Consider the following 15,887-nt stretch of genomic DNA (forward strand, 5'->3'; position numbering starts at 1 on the left):
GGCCTAGCCGGCCGTCTCTTCGACGGCCTCCTTCTTCTTCGTCGACTTCTTCGCCGCGGTCTTTTTGGCGCCGGTTTTCTTGGTGGCAGTTTTCTTGGCGGTGGACTTCTTGGCAGCCGCCTTCTTCGGCGTTTTGCCGGTCTTCTCGGCGCGGGCGGCGATCAGCGCCACCGCTTCGTCCATGGTGATCTCTTCGGGGTTCTTGTCCTTCGGCAGGGTCGCATTGATCTTGCCGTGCTTGACGTAAGGCCCGTAGCGGCCGCTCATCACCTGAACCGGGCCTTTCAGCTCCGGATGCTCGCCGAGCTCCTTGATGGCGCTGCCGCCGCGCTTGGCGCGGGAGGCTTCCTTTTCGGCGATCAGCGAGATGGCGCGGTTGGCGCCGACGGTGAAGACTTCCTCCGGTCCGCTGAGATTGGCGTAGGTCCGCTCATGCTGGACGTAAGGCCCGTAGCGGCCGAAGCCGGCCAGGATCGGCTTGCCGGTCTCCGGATGGGTGCCGACCTCGCGGGGGAGCGCCAGCAGCGCCAGCGCCCGCTCGAGCGTGATCTCGCCCGGATTTTCGCCCTTGGGGATCGAGGCGCGTTTCGGCTTCTCGCCGTCCACCGCCTCGCCGAGCTGCAGATAAGGGCCGAAGCGGCCGTCGCGCAGCGTGACGTCCAGCCCGCTCTCCGGATCGGTGCCCAGCACCTTGCCGTCGGCGCCGGCCGCGGCCGTTGCCTCGTCCTTGTCGCCGGTATCGGCAAGCTGCCGGGTATAGCGGCATTCGGGATAGTTGGAGCAGCCGATGAAGGCGCCGAAGCGGCCGACCTTCAGGCTGAGGCGTCCGTTCTCGCAGGCCGGGCAGGCGCGCGGATCCTTGCCGGGCTCGGTGGCCGGGAAGATATGCGGCCCCAGAAGCTCGTTCAGCGCATCCAGCACCTGGGAGATGCGCAGATCGCCGATCTCGTCGACGGCGCCGATGAAGTCTTTCCAGAAATCGCGCAGCACGTCGCGCCAGGCGAGCTCGCCGGCGGAGATATGGTCGAGCTTCTCCTCCAGATCGGCGGTGAAGTCGTACTGGACGTAGCGCTTGAAGAAGCTCTCCAGGAAGGCGGTGACCAGACGGCCCTTGTCTTCCGGGTAGAGGCGCTTCTTATCGATGCGCACATATTCGCGGTCGCGCAGCACGTTGAGCGTCGCGGCGTAAGTGGAGGGGCGGCCGATGCCGAGCTCTTCCATCTTCTTGATCAGCGTGGCCTCGCTATAGCGGGGCGGCGGCTCGGTGAAGTGCTGCTTCGGCTCGATCTTGCGGCCCTGAAGCGCATCGCCTTGCGCAAGGCGCGGCAGGCGCATGCCGTCCTCGTCCTCCGCATCGTCGACGCCTTCCTGGTAGAGCTTCAGGAAACCGTCGAAGCGGACGACCTGGCCGGTGGCGCGCAGGCCGTAGGCCACACCGTCATTGCCGGTGACGGCGATATCGGCGGTGGTGCGCTCCAGCTCGGCGCTCGCCGCCTGGCTCGCCAGGGTGCGCTGCCAGATCAGCTTATAGAGCTTGGCTTGCTCGGCATTCAGGTAGCGGCCGATCTGGTCCGGATTCTTGCGGAAGTCGGTGGGGCGGATGGCCTCGTGGGCTTCCTGAGCGTTCTTCGCCTTGGTCGCGTAATGGCGCGGCGAGGGCGGCAGGTAGTTCTCGCCATAGAGCGATTTCAGCGTGCTGCGGCAGGCGGAGATCGCCTCGGGCACGATCTGCACGCCGTCGGTACGCATATAGGTGATCAGGCCTTCGGTTTCGCCGCCGAGATCGACGCCTTCATACAGGCCTTGCGCGATCTGCATGGTCTGGCGCGGGGAGAAGCCGAATTTGCGCGAGGCTTCCTGCTGCAGCGTCGAGGTGGTGAAGGGCGGGGCGGGATTGCGCTTGGCCGGCTTTTTCTCGACGGATGAGACGGTGAAGGCACCTCCTTCGAGGGCCTCCTTCAGGCGCATCGCCGTCGCCTCATCGGCGATATCGAACTTGTCCAGCTTCTTGCCGTCGATAGCGGCAAGGCGCGCAGCGAAGGTCTCGTTCGCCTTGGTGGCGAGCTCGGCCGTGAGGCTCCAATACTCCTGCGCCTTGAAGCTCTCGATCTCCAGCTCGCGGTCGCAGACCAGGCGCAGCGCCACGGACTGCACGCGGCCGGCGGAGCGGGCGCCCGGGAGCTTGCGCCACAGCACCGGCGAGAGGGTGAAGCCGACCAGATAGTCGAGGGCGCGGCGGGCGAGATAGGCATCCACCAGCGGTTCGTCGATCTTGCGCGGATGGGCGATGGCATCCAGCACTGCATTCTTGGTGATGGCGTTGAACACCACGCGCTCGACATCGACGCCCTTCAGCGCCTTCTTATGGTCGAGCACCTGCAGCACGTGCCAGGAGATGGCCTCGCCTTCGCGGTCGGGGTCAGTCGCCAGGATCAGCTTGTCGGCGCCCTTGACCGCCTTGGTGATGTCCGCCAGCCGTTTGGCCGATTTCGGATCGACCTCCCAGGTCATGGCGAAATCGTCGTCCGGCAGGACCGAACCGTTCTTGGACGGCAGATCGCGCACGTGACCGTAGGAGGCCAGCACGTGATAGTCCTGTCCGAGATACTTATTGATGGTCTTCGCCTTTGCGGGCGATTCGACGATTACGACGTTCATGCGCCTTCCTGCTATGGCCGTTCGGGCCGTATGCCAGTTCGTTTTGCTTGAGTCGAACCGGTCTCGTTACGCGCGAAAATGGTGTCTCAGCCGCGAGGTGTCAATTTCCGCTCTGGTTTGCCCCCGTTTTGGTTGACAACCTTAAGGGGTATAAAATACTCATCACAACTTAAGAGGGAGTCCAGACAGTCCTGCAACGTGGCGCAAAACCGCCGAGTAGGGAACTTCGGGAGGTCATGCTGAGTAACGGCCGGCGTAGCGACAAGACCCGCGGCGAGAAAGGGTCCAAGGACGAGCAGGGCGAAAAGGTAGACGAGGCGGTTTTCACGGAGAAGACCGATGCTGCCGAGTATATCGCCTCCCTGCTGGAGGGGTTGCGGCATGTGGCGGACGGTGCCGAGCTGTCGTTTCTTGCCTATCTGATCGGGGTTGCTTTGGAAGAAGCGCGCTCGGAGCAGGCGCGGGGCGACACCGCCTAGAACTCCTCCTGACGATTTTCCACCAACGAGACCAGCTGCTGGCCATGGCGCTGCAGGCGTCCGGCAAGATCCAGCTCCAGCAGCACGATCTGTACCGCGCGCGGCGCAATGCCGGTGGCGCGGATAATCTCGTCGATATCGACGGGCGAGGGGCCGAGCGCCGCCAGCACCTGCTCGCGCTCGGAACGGCCGATCTCCGGCATGGGCTCGGGCGTCGGCTGTTCGTCGGAGGCGGCCAGTTCATCCGGGAGGCTGCGCTTGCGGCCGAGCAGGGGGGCGATAGCCTCGAGAATATCGGCGGTCTCGGTGATCAGCGTCGCGCCCTGCTTCAGAAGCCGGTTGGTGCCGTAGGCGCGCGGGTCCATGGGGCTGCCGGGGACGGCGAACACCTCGCGGCCTTGCTCGCCGGCAAAGCGGGCGGTGATCAGCGAACCGGAGCGTTTCGCCGCTTCGACCACCACCACACCCAGCGAGATGCCGGAGATCAGCCGGTTGCGGCGGGGAAAATCCTTGCCGCGGGGGATCAGCCCCGGCGGACGCTCGGTGAGCAGCAGGCCGGTCTCGCCGATGGCGGCGTGGAGGTCTTCATTCTCAGGCGGATAGATGCGGTCGATGCCGCCGGCCAGCACCGCGACGGTGCCGCGCTCCAAAGCGGCGCGGTGGGCGGCGGTGTCGATGCCGCGGGCAAGGCCCGAAGCGACGACGAAGCCTTCCATGCCGAGCTCGATGGCCGTGGTGCGGGCGAATTTCTGACCGATGGCCGAGCCGTTGCGCGAGCCGACCATGGCGATCATCGGCCGCTCGGCGAGATCCAGCCGGCCCTTCACGTAGATCAAAGGCGGCGGGGCATCGATATGGGCCAGGGCCGGGGGATAACCGGTCTCGCCGGGGACCACGGCATGGGCGCCGAGCCGTTTGGCTGCCGCGAGCTCGCGTTTGGCATCGTCATAGCTGTAGATCTTCACCGCGCTGCGACCGCCCCGGCGCGCAAGTTCGGGCAAGGCCTCAACGGCGGCCTCGGCGCTGGCGAATTGATTGATCAAGGCACGGAAGGTCGTCGGTCCGACATTCTCGCTGCGGATCAGGCGAAGCCAGGCGATACGCTGCTCTTCGGTCAGCCGCCGGGCGGGCAAAATTTCGTCGGGCGGCTTACTTGCTACCAATACGTGTCTCCTCGCCACGCAACAAACGGCCGATATTGGCACGATGTCGCATATAGAGGATCACACTTAGGAACAAGGCGGCAACTGCAAGTTGCTGTTGCCCGGTGACGGCGAGGAAGACAGGCACGGCGGCCGCGGCGATCAGCGCGGAGAGCGAGGAATAGCGGGTCAGCACCGCAACGGCGATCCAGACCAGGCAAAACACCAGCGCCGCCGGCCAGTGCAGGCCGATCAGCACGCCGATATAGGTGGCGACGCCCTTGCCGCCGTGGAATTTGAGCCAGACCGGAAAGATGTGGCCGATGAAGGCGCCGAAGGCGGCGGCGATGGCGGCATTGGGCCCCCAATAGGCGGCGACCAGCACCGGCACGGTGCCTTTCAGCACGTCGCCGAGCAGGGTCAGGCCGGCGATCAGCTTGTTGCCGGTGCGCAGCGCATTGGTGGCGCCGATATTGCCGGAGCCGATCTGGCGGAGATCGCCGAGCCCGGCGGCGTGGGTCAGCAAGAGGCCGAAAGGAATCGAGCCCAGCAGATAGCCGCCGAGAAAAGCAGCCGCGTAGACGGCAAGCATAGTCCAGTCCTGCATGATTGGCCGTCCCCCCGGCGGCGCGCGTTCACAGCTTTGACGTTAGCTGTTCCGGTCCTCTGCGTAGCGATAGACGATACGTCCTGCAACCAGGGTGAGGAGCGGCCGGCCCTCCAGGCGCGCCTCGTCGAAGGGTGTGTTCTTGGACTTCGAATGCAGCGTTTCGGCATCGACCACCCAAGGTACTGCCGGATCGAAAATCACCAGGTCGGCCGGTGCGCCGATGGCGAGCTTGCCGGATTCCAGCCCCAAGATGCCCGCCGGGTTGCTGGTCAGGGGCCGCAGCAGGCTGGCCAGCGGAATGTCGCCATTGTGATAGAGGCGCAAGGCCACCGGCAGCATGGTCTCCAGCCCGATGGCGCCGTCGGCGGCCTCGGGGAAGGGGTGGCGCTTCACATCGGCGTCCTGCGGATCGTGGGCTGAGACGACGACGTCGATATCGCCGGAGGCGAGGCCTTCGGCCATGGCCTGGCGGTCGTCCTCGGTGCGCAGCGGCGGGCGCATCTTGAAGAAGGTGCGGTAGGGGCCGATGTCGTTCTCGTTCAGCGACAGGTGATTGATGGAGACGCCGCAGGTGACGGGGAGGCCCTTCTCCTTGGCCCGGCGGATGATCTCCAGCGAGGCGCGGCAGGAAATCTCCGCGGCGTGATAGCGGGCGCCGGTCATCTCCACCAGGCGAAGATCGCGCTCCAGCATGATGGTCTCGGCAGCGGCGGGAATGCCTTTCAGCCCGAGCCGCAAGGAGACCTCGCCGGAATTCATCACTCCTCCGGAAGAAAGCGTCGGCTCTTCCAGGGCGTGGATCACCAGCATGTCGAAATCATGCGCGTAGGCGAGCACGTTGCGCATAATGCGGGCATTGGCCAGGCTCAGCTTGCCGTTGGTGACGGCGATGGCGCCGGCGGCCTGCATCAGGCCGATCTCGGTCATCTCCTCGCCGGCGAGGGCCTTGGTCATGGCCGCCAGCGGATGGACGTTGACCTCCGCGGTATCGCGAGCACGGCGGAGCAGATAGTCGACCAGCGCGACATCGTCGATCACCGGATCGGTATCGGGCATGCAGATGATCGTGGTGACGCCGCCCGCGGCGGCCGCGCGGCTGGCATCGGCGAGGGTGCCGCGATGCTCCGCACCTGGCTCGCCGGTGAAGACCATCATGTCGATCAGGCCGGGGGCGAGTACGGCGCCGCCGCAATCGATCAGCGCGGTATCGCCGCCTATCTCGCCATGGATATGGCGCCCGACATCGGCGATCTTGCCGTCGGCCACCAGAACGCCACCTTGCTCGTCGAGGCCGGTGGCCGGATCGATCAGCCGGGCATTGATATAGGCGGTGGGCCGGGTCTCGGCCGCATGGGCTTTGGTGATCTCTTCCAGCAGCATCAGGCTTGGCTCTGCAAATGCGGGGCAAGGGCCTGCAACACCGCCATGCGCACGGCGACGCCCATCTCCACCTGCTCGTTAATGACGCTGCGCTGATCGTCGGCGATCACCGAGTCGATCTCCACGCCGCGATTGATGGGGCCGGGATGCATGACGATGGCATCGGGCTTGGCGAAGCTCAGCTTCTCGCGGTCGAGGCCGAAGAAGTGGAAATATTCGCGGCTACTGGGGATCAGCGCGGTGGACATGCGCTCGCGCTGCAGGCGGAGCATCATCACCACGTCGGCATCGGCGAGGCCTTCTTCCATGGAGCGGTAGACCTCCACGCCGAGGCGCTCGATGCCGCCGCCAAGCAGCGGCGAGGGGCCGATCACCCGGACGCGCGCGCCCATGGCGTTGAGCAGCAGGATATTGGAGCGGGCGACGCGGCTATGCAGGATGTCGCCGCACAGCGCCACGATCAACCTTTCGATGCGGCCCTTATGGCGGCGGATGGTGAGCGCATCGAGCAGCGCCTGGGTCGGGTGCTCATGGGCGCCGTCGCCGGCATTGATCACCGAGCAATCGACCTTCTGCGACAGCAGCTCCACCGCGCCGGCCGCCTGATGCCGCACCACCAGAAGATCGGGGCGCATGGCGTTCAAGGTGACGGCGGTATCGATCAGGGTCTCGCCCTTCTGCACCGAGGAGGTGCGGATCGACATGTTCATCACATCGGCGCCGAGGCGCTTGGCGGCGAACTCGAACGAACTCTGGGTGCGAGTGGAGGCCTCGAAGAACAGATTGATCAGGGTACGGCCGCGCAAGGCGTCGCGCTCCGCCGCCGGATGGCGGATGGCATGGGCGGCCTCTTCGGCGAGGTCGAGAAGAAAGGTGATTTCGGGAGGTTTCAGCCCTTCGATCCCCAGCAAATGCCGGTGGGCGAACGGTGGCGGAGACGTTAAGGGCGCGATGCTCATTAAAGGGAACGTATAGGCCTGGCCGCCGGTGGCGGCAAGCGCTGCAATCGGGTTTTTCCGGCAACAGTTTCTTAACCATTGATGAGATGTAAATGGCGCCAACGTAGCGGGCGATTTGCCGGGGGCGGCATTTACGTAACGTTGCGAATCAACGAAAATACAAGCAACGGTGAAGTCTTTACGGCTTTGTCAAAGGCAGTCTGGCGGAGACTGCAACAAGAGGGGCCAGGTTCAATCATGATGAGCTTGCCGTTTTTTCTATTCGCATGCGGTCTAGGTGCGGCCTGGACCCATTGGCGAAGCACGGCGATGGGATTTTGGGTGGCCGGAGTATTGGTGCTGCTCGTACTTTTCCGGGTTCATGCCAACGACGTGCTGAATATCGCGCTTTAGCGGAGCAAACATCTTGATTTCTCCGATGACGGCTTTGCGCCTGAATTCGCTCGGTTTGCTCGCCATCTGCGCGGTGTTTGGCTTCGCCTTCGCCGATCAGCTCATTTTCCACGATCTGCCGTGCCCGCTCTGCATTCTGCAGCGCGCCGGTTTCTTCGCTGCCGGGTTCGGCATTGCGCTCAATCTGACCTTCGGGCTGAAGCCCGGCCATTACGGTTTGGCGATTCTCGGCGCGATCCTCGGCGGGGCGATCGCCGTGCGGCAGGTGCTGCTGCATATCGTGCCCGGCACCGGCGCCTATGGCGACGCGTTTTTCGGGCTGCACTTCTATACCTGGGCTTTTCTGGTGTTTCTGGCCATGGTGGTGGGCTCGGCGGTGATGCTGCTGTTCGAAGAGCAATTCGCCGGGGTGAAGGAGCACGATCCTCTCACCAAGAACCTCGCCGCCTTCGCGGTACTGGCCTTCGGCTTCTTCGCGCTGGCCAACGGCGTCTCGACGGTGGCCGAGTGCGGGGCAGGGCTCTGCCCCGATAGTCCGACCGACTATCTTCTTCTGCAAAAACCGTAAGGTCGCTTAGCGGCCAAGATGCTGCAGCCGGTCCAGCGCGCCTTGCAGGATATAGGCGGCGGCCATGCGGTCGACGACCTCGCCGCGGCGTTTGCGGCTGGCATCGGCCTCGATCAGATGACGCTCCACCGCGGCGGTGGAAAGCCGCTCGTCCCAATAGACGATGGGAAGTTCGGTGAGCTTCCGCAGATTGCGGGCGAAGGCGTGAGTGGATTGCACCCGCGGGCCTTCGGTGCCGTCGAGATTGAGCGGGAGCCCTAAGACAATGGCGCCGACGCCATGCTCCTCGATCGCCGCCATCAGCTCGGCCACATCAGTGGTGAACTTGGTGCGCTTGATGGTCTTCAGCGGCGTTGCCACCGAGCGGGAGACGTCGGAGAGGGCCAGGCCGATGGTCTTGCTGCCGAGATCGAGGCCGATCAGCCGCATGCCGGGGGCAAGCTTCGGCGGCAGGTCTTCGATAGGAATGTCAGGCTCTGCGGCCACGGTGCCTCCGCATGGTTGTCATTAGGGTCAGCTTTCCTATAGTCCGCAGCAATCGGAATTAGCGAGACAAACTCGAGATAGGCTTATGAAAATCACCTGGTTCGGCCATTCCTGTTTCCGCATCGATCTGGAAGAGAGCCACATCCTGATCGATCCCTTCCTCACCGGCAACGGCGTGTTCGAGGCGGCCAATATCCCGGTTTCGGAGGTCGCGAAGGGGATCACCCATCTGGCGCTGACCCACGGCCATGACGACCACACCGGCGATACGGTTTCGATCCTGAAAGAATCGAATGTGCCGCTGATCGCCGTGTTCGAGCTTGCCGCCTATATGCAGGGCCAGGGCGTGGAGACGGCAGAATATGTGAATACCGGCGGCACGCTGCAGTTCGAGGATTTCTCGATTTCCTACGTGCCGGCCTGGCACTCCTCCTCGACCATCGTCGACGGCAAGCCGCTTTATCTCGGCGCCTGCTGCGGGATCGTGATCACGCCGAAGAACGGCAAGACCGTCTATCACATGGGCGATACCGATATTTTCGCCGATATGGCGCTGATCAACGAGATGTACGCGCCGGAAGTCGGCATCGTGCCGATCGGCGACCGGTTCACCATGGGGGCGAAATCGGCCTCGCTGGCTTGCAAGACATATTTCGGTTTCGAGACGGTGTTCCCCTGCCATTACGGCACGTTTCCGATCATCGATCAGACGCCGGATAAATTCGTCTCCGAGATGGAAGGGCAGAACGTGGTGGTGCCGAAGGTCGGCGAGCCGGTCGAGATCTGAGGCAAGGGCCGGGCTTTCGGCCCAATGGTCTCAGGCGGCTTGACCGGCCGGGCCAATTTCCCGATACCTCTGTTGCCATTATAAGGGCGCGACGCATCGAAAGCGCCTCACACCCCAACAGGTTCTTGCCAGACAGGTTCTTGAAAACATGTCCGTCGACCGCGCGACCGTTCACCGTATCGCCAAGCTGGCCCGCATCGCTATCACCGAGGAGGAGGCGGCGAAGCTGGAGGGCGAGCTTTCCGGCATCCTCGATTGGGTGGCGCAGCTCGACGAGGTGGATACGGCCGATGTGCCGCCGATGACCCGGGTGGAGGATGTCACCATCAGGATGCGCGAAGATAAGGTGACCGACGGCGATATCGCCGACGATATCGTCGCCAACGCGCCGGAAGCGGACGACCATTATTTCGTCGTGCCGAAGATTGTGGAGTAGGGCGCGATGACCGAGCTGACCGATCTCACTATTGCCGAGGCGCGGGCCGCGCTGGACAAGAAAGAGTTCTCCGCCAAGGAGCTTGCCGAAGCGCATCTCGGCGCCATCGAAGCGGCGAACGGGGCGCTGAACGCCTATGTGCTGGCAACGCCGGATCAGGCGCTCGCCATGGCGGCGCGGAGCGACGAGCGCCTCGCTAACGGCGAGGCCGGAGCGCTGGAGGGCATCCCGCTCGGCATCAAGGATCTGTTCTGCACCCAGGGCGTGCCGACCACCGCCTGCTCGCATATTCTGGAAGGCTTCACCCCGACCTACGAATCGACGGTGACCCAAAATCTCTGGAATGCCGGCGCGGTTATGCTGGGCAAGCTGAACAATGACGAGTTCGCCATGGGCTCGTCCAACGAGACCAGCTATTTTGGCCCGGCGGCCAATCCCTGGCGGCGCGAAGGCTCCGACGCCAAGCTGGTGCCCGGCGGCTCCTCGGGCGGCTCGGCGGCGGCGGTTGCGGCGCGGCTCTGCATGGGTGCGACGGCCACCGATACGGGCGGCTCGATCCGCCAGCCGGCGGCGATCACCGGTACGGTCGGCATCAAGCCGACCTATGGGCGCTGCTCGCGCTGGGGCATCGTTGCGTTTGCCTCCTCGCTGGATCAGGCCGGCCCCATCGCCCGCGATGTGCGCGATGCGGGGCTGCTGCTCAATGCCATGGCGAGCTTCGATCCGAAGGACACCACCTCGGTGGATCGGGCGGTGCCGGATTACACGGCGGAGCTCGATGCCGGTGTCAAAGGCCTCACCATCGGCGTGCCGAAGGAATACCGCATCGAAGGCTTGCGGCCGGAGATCGCCGCACTTTGGGATAAGGGCGTGGAGTGGCTGAAGGCGGCCGGCGCCAATATCGTGGAGGTCTCGCTGCCGCATACGAAGTATGCGCTGCCGTCCTATTACATCATTGCGCCGGCGGAGGCCTCGTCCAACCTCGCTCGCTATGACGGGGTGCGCTACGGGCTCCGGGTCGAGGGCGAGGATGTGACCTCGATGTATGAGAATACCCGCGAGGCAGGGTTCGGCGCAGAGGTGAAGCGGCGCATTCTGATCGGCACCTATGTGCTGTCGGCCGGCTATTACGACGCCTATTACCTGAAGGCGCAGAAGGTGCGCACGCTGATCAAGCGGGATTTCGACACCGCTTTCGAGAGCTGCGATGCGATCCTGGCGCCGGCGACGCCGTCACCTGCTTTTGCGATGGGCGAGAAGACCGGCGATCCGCTGGAGATGTATCTGAACGACATTTTCACCGTCACGGTGAACATGGCCGGGCTGCCGGGCATCAGCGTGCCGGCGGGGCTTTCTTCGGAAGGCACTCCGCTTGGCTTGCAGGTGATCGGGCGGCCTTTCGACGAGGCGACCATGCTGCGCGCCGGGCGCGCCATCGAGATCGCCGCCGGGCCGCTGGCGCGGCCTGAAGATTGGTGGAGCAAGGCCGCGTAAGGCCTTCAGGGAGGACGAAACACCATGCCGGTACCCGCGGGCAGATGCGCTAATATGGATGAGGTGCGCCAGGAGATCGACCGCATCGACAAAACCCTGGTCGATCTGATCTCGGAGCGCTTCGCCTATGTCGACCGCGCCTGGCAGCTGAAGGCCTCTCCGGCCGATGCCATGGTGCCCTGGCGGGTGCAGCAGGTGATCGACAAGGTGAAGGCGCGGGCCGAGGAGAAGGACCTGCCGCCAGAGCTGGTCGAGGCGCTTTGGCGCCAGATGATCGGCTGGTTCATCCAATATGAGGAAGAGAAGCTGCGCGCCAATGGCGCCAAATAGCTTCTGAGGCGGATAAAACGCGATGCAGGATACGCTGGAAAAGAACGAGCTTCTGATCGAGGGCGAGACCGGGCCCTGGGAGATGATCATCGGCATGGAGGTGCATGCGCAGGTGACCTCCAACGCCAAGCTGTTCTCCGGCGCCTCGACCGCGTTCGGCGGCGATCCGAACTCCCATGTCAGCCTGGTGGATGCGGCGATGCCCGGCATGTTGCCGGTGATCAACGAAGAATGCGTGGCCCAGGCCATCCGCACCGGGCTGGGGCTGAAGGCGGAGATCAACCTCTATTCGATCTTCGACCGGAAGAACTATTTCTATCCCGATCTGCCGCAGGGCTATCAGATCTCGCAATACAAGCAGCCGATCGTCGGCGAGGGCGAGGTGATCGTCGATCTGCTCGACGGCAGCCGCGTGGTCGTCGGCATCGAGCGGCTGCATCTGGAGCAGGATGCGGGCAAGAGCCTGCACGATCAGCATCCGAAGAAGAGCTTCGTCGATCTGAACCGCTCCGGCGTTGCGCTGATGGAGATCGTGTCCAAGCCGGATTTACGCTCCTCGGAGCAGGCCAAGGCCTATGTCTCCAAGCTGCGCACCATCCTGCGCTATCTCGGCACGTGCGACGGCAATATGGAAGAGGGCTCGCTGCGCGCCGACGTCAACGTCTCGGTGCGGCGTCCGGGCGACCCGCTTGGCACGCGCTGTGAGATCAAGAACGTCAACTCCATCCGCTTTATCGGCCAGGCCATCGAATACGAAGCGCGGCGCCAGATCGAGATTTTGGAGGAGGGCGGCGAGATCCATCAGGAGACCCGCCTGTTCGACGCCAAGACCGGCGAGACGCGCTCCATGCGCTCGAAGGAAGAGGCACATGACTACCGCTATTTCCCCGATCCGGATCTGCTGCCGCTGGAGCTGACGCAAGGCTGGGTGGATAGCCTGGCTGCGGATCTTTGCGAGCTGCCGGACGAGAAGCGCGAGCGGTTCATCGCCGAATTCGGGCTTTCGCCGTATGATGCGAGTGTTCTGGTGGCGGAGAAAGAGCGGGCCGACTATTTCGAAGCCGTTGCGGAAGGGCGCGACGGCAAGCTTGCCGTGAATTGGGTGAACAACGAGCTGTTCGGCCGTCTCAATAAAGAGAGCCTCGGCATTGCCGAAAGTCCGGTCTCCGCAGATCAGCTGGGCAAGCTGATCGATCTGATCAAAGACGGCACCATCTCCGGCAAGATCGCCAAGGATGTGTTCGATATCGTCTGGAGCGAAGGCGGCGAGCCGGCGGATATCGTCGAGGCGCGTGGGCTTCGCCAAGTCACCGATACCGGCGCCATCGAGGCGGCGGTGGACGAGGTGATCGCCGCCAACCCGGACAAGGTGGAGCAGGCGAAAGCGAAGCCGCAGATGATCGGCTGGTTCGTCGGCCAGGTGATGAAGGCGAGCGGCGGCAAGGCGAACCCGCAAGCGGTCAACGCGTTGCTGAAGAGCAAGCTTGGGGTGGAGTAGCCCCATTGCCGATGTCCGTCATTGCCGGGCTTGACCCGGCAATCCATTCCACTGGCCTCTCAGCGTGTTGAGACGTAACGGCATGGATGCCCGGATCAAGTCCGGGCATGACGAAGCAGAATGAGGAAGTCACCCATGACCCAGGCCATCCGCGTACATCACTATGGCGGGCCGGAGGCCCTGCAATGGGACGAGGTGGCGCTTGGGGCCCCCGGGCCGGGCGAGGCGGCGATCAGGCACAGCGCCATCGGGCTGAACTTCATCGACATCTATATGCGCACGGGCCTCTATCCGCAGGCTGAGTTTCCCTTCGTGCCTGGGGTGGAGGGCGCCGGGGTGATCACCGCGCTGGGCGAGGGCGTCAGCGATCTGGAGGTGGGCGACCGCGTCGCCTATGCCGGGCCGGTCGGCGCTTATTCGGAAGAGCGGCTGATCGCGGCCGACAAGCTGGTCAAGATTCCCGAAGGCGTCACCGCCGAGGAGGCGGCTGCCGCCATGCTGAAAGGCCTCACCGCGCAGATGCTGCTGCGCCAGGTCTATAAGGTCGGGCCGGAAACGGTGATGCTGTATCACGCCGCGGCGGGCGGCGTCGGGCTGATCGCCTGCCAATGGGCGGCTTCGCTCGGCGCTACGGTGATCGGCACGGCCGGCGGCAAGGAGAAATGCGAGCTCGCCGCCCGCCACGGCTGCACCCATGTGATCGACTATAAGAACGAAGACTTCGTCGAGGCGGTGCAGGCCTATACCGACGGTAAGGGCGTGGACGTGGTCTACGATTCGGTCGGCAAGGATACGTTTCCCGGCTCGCTGGATTGCCTGAAGCCGCGCGGGCTTTGGGTCACCTTCGGCAATGCCTCCGGTCCGGTGCCCGAGTTCAGCGCGCTGCTTCTGGGGCAGAAGGGCTCGCTCTATGCGACGCGTCCCTCGATGTTCACCTATGCGGCGGAGCGCGCCGACCTCCTGGCCATGGCGGAGGAGCTGTTCGGCGTGATCAAGGACGGTACGGTGAAGATCGACATCGCCCAGCGCTACGGGCTGAAGGATGTCGGCCGCGCCCATGCCGATCTCGAGGCGCGCCAGACCACCGGTTCCACGGTGCTGCTGCCGTAAGGCGGCGAAGTTTTTTCGCGATATCGGATTTGAAAAGAGTCCCATGGTTACGGGGCCGTGACCTGGAAGAGTCAACAGAGTCTTTCAAAATCGCCTAAGTTTACGAATAGACCCCGATATAGGCCTTTGCGTAAACCTAGATTACCAATCGGTATCCAGAAGGTTATTTTGCGTTAATACTGCCGTTTAGGAGTTATTCACTCGAAAAACCCCATGCTTCCCCTCGCTTTGATGTGCAAAACAAGCCCTCGCTCCGAAAGCACTGCGCAAGTATTTCGGAAGTTCAGGGGTAGACGTTACGGGGAACTATGAAATGGCACGTTTGGATATCTTTTCGGAGCAGATGGATCGCGCCAGCCAGAGCAGCGCACCGGACGTTCTTTTCCAGCTGGGCATCCAGTATTCGACCGGCCGCGATGTCGAGACCGATCTGGTGACGGCGCATAAGTGGTTCAATCTTGCTGCGGTGCGCGGCAACGATACGGCCAAGACCTATCGGGTCGAGCTGGCACAGCAGATGTCGGCCGATCAGATCGCCGAGGCTCAGCGCCAGGCGCGGGAGTGGCTCTCCACCCATTAAGACCTGAGGCGGCCGCGTTGGGGAGCGGCCGTCTCAGCTCTGAACTCTCGAGCTATTGGGCGTTCTTGTCTTCGCTGCCGCAATTGCGGAAGAACGATCGCATGCAGCGATAGGAGCGTCCGGCCCAGGATTCGCTGTCCTCGGGCGCGGCCTGCGGCGCGTGTTGCATCATCGCCGATGTGGAGGCGGAAGGCGGCGCTGCGCTGGGCCTTTGCGGGGCAGCAGGCGAGGGGGCATAGGCGGCGCCTTGCTCGGGAAGCGCCGATCCGTCCGCGCCATAGCCGAAGCGCGCCTTGGCATTGTCGATGCCCTTCTTGGACGCGCCGACCATGCCTTTGCCGAGATCCATCAGCGATTTGCGCTTATCGGCATCTTCTGGATCGGGGAATTTCTGTTGTTCGCGGCTGAGCCGCTGCTTGTATTCGCGCAGCTGCGGATTGGCGCTGAGCAGATCGTCGATCGGCGGCCCGTCGTAATTATAGACCTTCTCGATACCGGCACAGTTGGCCTTGCGGCTCGCCGAACAGCGCTTATGCCCGCCTTCCTTGCTGGTTTTCATCACGCAGAACAGCTTCACCGCATCGGAATAGCTGGCGCTGACTCCGCTCACCTTGCAGCGATAGGTCTGTTCGGGGCCGGTGCAGCGCACGCAGAAATCGACCGTTTCGGCGGCGGCGGGGAGGGTGGCGACGCATAGGCCGGCGGTGGCCAACCCGGCAGACGCCAAGGCTGCGCTACGCACATGCTGCAAGAGCTTCGTGCGGTTTCTTCGCACCAGCGGCATAGTTGCCAATCCCCCCTTCTTCGCCTGAAGTTATAGCACAAGAGAAGGGAGGTTGTGGCCCGTCTTGACGTGTTGTGTCGCATGCCAGCCCACGTTTGGCGCAAGGGCGGCGGAATCCTGCAAATAATTCACCCCGCGCCCCTCTCACCCATTCTCGCCTCTTGCGTGGGCCGGTTGGCGTCGAGTAGGAAGG

General features: G+C 63.8%; 17 protein-coding genes. 10 read left to right on the plus strand and 7 right to left on the minus strand.

All coding sequences use genetic code 11. From position 1 onward, the window contains the following. Positions 1-3 precede the first annotated feature (3 nt). Positions 4-2,658, minus strand: a complete 2,655-nt coding sequence (gene topA / locus HT051_RS08145; protein ID WP_174541573.1) for a type I DNA topoisomerase — start codon at positions 2,656-2,658, stop codon at positions 4-6. Positions 2,659-2,894: 236 nt separating this feature from the next. Here topA and HT051_RS08150 point away from each other — a divergent pair, with 236 nt between their 5' ends. Further along, complete coding sequence (locus HT051_RS08150) at positions 2,895-3,137, plus strand: hypothetical protein (protein ID WP_174541574.1); 243 nt, start codon at positions 2,895-2,897, stop codon at positions 3,135-3,137. Here the strand turns inward: HT051_RS08150 and dprA are convergent. From dprA to HT051_RS08170, 4 genes are read right to left on the minus strand one after another with little or no spacing between them, the layout of a single operon-like run. Then, positions 3,134-4,300: a DNA-processing protein DprA gene (dprA, locus tag HT051_RS08155; protein ID WP_246810022.1), complete on the minus strand. Its 1,167-nt coding sequence runs from the start codon at positions 4,298-4,300 to the stop codon at positions 3,134-3,136. The two genes, HT051_RS08150 and dprA, sit on opposite strands and share 4 nt — an antisense overlap. Next, positions 4,287-4,886 (minus strand): glycerol-3-phosphate 1-O-acyltransferase PlsY, encoded by a 600-nt coding sequence (gene plsY, locus HT051_RS08160; protein WP_174541575.1) that lies wholly within the window; start codon positions 4,884-4,886, stop codon positions 4,287-4,289. Before plsY ends, dprA begins: the two co-directional genes overlap by 14 nt. A 42-nt stretch (positions 4,887-4,928) precedes the next feature. After that, positions 4,929-6,269: a dihydroorotase gene (gene pyrC / locus HT051_RS08165; protein WP_174541576.1), complete on the minus strand. Its 1,341-nt coding sequence runs from the start codon at positions 6,267-6,269 to the stop codon at positions 4,929-4,931. Beyond that, entirely contained in the window at positions 6,269-7,228 is a 960-nt protein-coding gene (locus HT051_RS08170; RefSeq protein ID WP_174541577.1) for an aspartate carbamoyltransferase catalytic subunit, read from the minus strand. The genes pyrC and HT051_RS08170 overlap by 1 nt, the downstream gene beginning before the upstream one ends. 240 nt (positions 7,229-7,468) lie before the next feature. Here HT051_RS08170 and HT051_RS15290 point away from each other — a divergent pair, with 240 nt between their 5' ends. After that, complete coding sequence (locus HT051_RS15290) at positions 7,469-7,621, plus strand: DUF5993 family protein (RefSeq protein ID WP_371740606.1); 153 nt, start codon at positions 7,469-7,471, stop codon at positions 7,619-7,621. Between the two features lie 13 nt (positions 7,622-7,634). Next, the gene (locus tag HT051_RS08175; protein ID WP_246810023.1) at positions 7,635-8,189 is read left to right on the plus strand and encodes a disulfide bond formation protein B; all 555 of its coding nucleotides are present in this window, start codon (positions 7,635-7,637) and stop codon (positions 8,187-8,189) included. A gap of 6 nt (positions 8,190-8,195) precedes the next feature. Here the strand turns inward: HT051_RS08175 and ruvX are convergent, their stop codons facing one another. Next, the gene (gene ruvX, locus HT051_RS08180; RefSeq protein ID WP_174541578.1) at positions 8,196-8,675 is read right to left on the minus strand and encodes a Holliday junction resolvase RuvX; all 480 of its coding nucleotides are present in this window, start codon (positions 8,673-8,675) and stop codon (positions 8,196-8,198) included. An 85-nt stretch (positions 8,676-8,760) separates the two neighbouring features. Here ruvX and HT051_RS08185 point away from each other — a divergent pair, with 85 nt between their 5' ends. From HT051_RS08185 to HT051_RS08215, 7 genes are all read left to right on the plus strand, one after another. Next, positions 8,761-9,462 carry a metal-dependent hydrolase gene (locus HT051_RS08185; protein ID WP_174541579.1) on the plus strand — a complete coding sequence of 234 codons (702 nt, stop codon included), beginning with the start codon at positions 8,761-8,763 and terminating at the stop codon, positions 9,460-9,462. Positions 9,463-9,610: 148 nt separating this feature from the next. Continuing rightward, complete coding sequence (gene gatC, locus HT051_RS08190) at positions 9,611-9,898, plus strand: Asp-tRNA(Asn)/Glu-tRNA(Gln) amidotransferase subunit GatC (protein ID WP_174541580.1); 288 nt, start codon at positions 9,611-9,613, stop codon at positions 9,896-9,898. A gap of 6 nt (positions 9,899-9,904) precedes the next feature. After that, the gene (gene gatA / locus HT051_RS08195) at positions 9,905-11,392 is read left to right on the plus strand and encodes an Asp-tRNA(Asn)/Glu-tRNA(Gln) amidotransferase subunit GatA (protein WP_174541581.1); all 1,488 of its coding nucleotides are present in this window, start codon (positions 9,905-9,907) and stop codon (positions 11,390-11,392) included. Between the two features lie 54 nt (positions 11,393-11,446). After that, complete coding sequence (locus tag HT051_RS08200; RefSeq protein ID WP_246810024.1) at positions 11,447-11,722, plus strand: chorismate mutase; 276 nt, start codon at positions 11,447-11,449, stop codon at positions 11,720-11,722. Between the two features lie 22 nt (positions 11,723-11,744). Continuing rightward, positions 11,745-13,220: an Asp-tRNA(Asn)/Glu-tRNA(Gln) amidotransferase subunit GatB gene (gatB, locus tag HT051_RS08205; protein ID WP_174541583.1), complete on the plus strand. Its 1,476-nt coding sequence runs from the start codon at positions 11,745-11,747 to the stop codon at positions 13,218-13,220. A gap of 135 nt (positions 13,221-13,355) precedes the next feature. Then, positions 13,356-14,330, plus strand: coding sequence for a quinone oxidoreductase (locus HT051_RS08210; RefSeq protein ID WP_174541584.1), 975 nt, complete (start codon positions 13,356-13,358; stop codon positions 14,328-14,330). A 313-nt stretch (positions 14,331-14,643) separates the two neighbouring features. Continuing rightward, positions 14,644-14,910, plus strand: coding sequence for a sel1 repeat family protein (locus HT051_RS08215; RefSeq protein WP_174541585.1), 267 nt, complete (start codon positions 14,644-14,646; stop codon positions 14,908-14,910). Positions 14,911-14,962: 52 nt separating this feature from the next. On the opposite strand, the gene HT051_RS08220 is transcribed toward HT051_RS08215, so the two are convergent. Beyond that, a complete protein-coding gene (locus HT051_RS08220; RefSeq protein ID WP_174541586.1) occupies positions 14,963-15,652 on the minus strand; it encodes a hypothetical protein in 690 nt (229 codons plus the stop codon). Positions 15,653-15,887: the final 235 nt, after the last annotated feature.

Source organism: Methyloligella sp. GL2 (assembly GCF_013341275.1).
Taxonomy (GTDB): Bacteria; Pseudomonadota; Alphaproteobacteria; order Rhizobiales; family Methyloligellaceae; genus Methyloligella.

Coding starts and splice junctions, on each gene's coding strand:
- HT051_RS08200 (WP_246810024.1), top strand. CDS start 11,447: ATGGATGAGGTGCGCCAGGAGATCGACCGCATCGACAAAACCCTGGTC.
- HT051_RS08185 (WP_174541579.1), top strand. CDS start 8,761: ATGAAAATCACCTGGTTCGGCCATTCCTGTTTCCGCATCGATCTGGAA.
- HT051_RS08215 (WP_174541585.1), top strand. CDS start 14,644: ATGGCACGTTTGGATATCTTTTCGGAGCAGATGGATCGCGCCAGCCAG.
- pyrC (WP_174541576.1), bottom strand. CDS start 6,269: ATGCTGCTGGAAGAGATCACCAAAGCCCATGCGGCCGAGACCCGGCCC.
- gatB (WP_174541583.1), top strand. CDS start 11,745: ATGCAGGATACGCTGGAAAAGAACGAGCTTCTGATCGAGGGCGAGACC.
- gatA (WP_174541581.1), top strand. CDS start 9,905: ATGACCGAGCTGACCGATCTCACTATTGCCGAGGCGCGGGCCGCGCTG.
- HT051_RS08150 (WP_174541574.1), top strand. CDS start 2,895: ATGCTGAGTAACGGCCGGCGTAGCGACAAGACCCGCGGCGAGAAAGGG.
- gatC (WP_174541580.1), top strand. CDS start 9,611: ATGTCCGTCGACCGCGCGACCGTTCACCGTATCGCCAAGCTGGCCCGC.
- HT051_RS15290 (WP_371740606.1), top strand. CDS start 7,469: ATGAGCTTGCCGTTTTTTCTATTCGCATGCGGTCTAGGTGCGGCCTGG.
- plsY (WP_174541575.1), bottom strand. CDS start 4,886: ATGCAGGACTGGACTATGCTTGCCGTCTACGCGGCTGCTTTTCTCGGC.
- HT051_RS08210 (WP_174541584.1), top strand. CDS start 13,356: ATGACCCAGGCCATCCGCGTACATCACTATGGCGGGCCGGAGGCCCTG.
- HT051_RS08170 (WP_174541577.1), bottom strand. CDS start 7,228: ATGAGCATCGCGCCCTTAACGTCTCCGCCACCGTTCGCCCACCGGCAT.
- topA (WP_174541573.1), bottom strand. CDS start 2,658: ATGAACGTCGTAATCGTCGAATCGCCCGCAAAGGCGAAGACCATCAAT.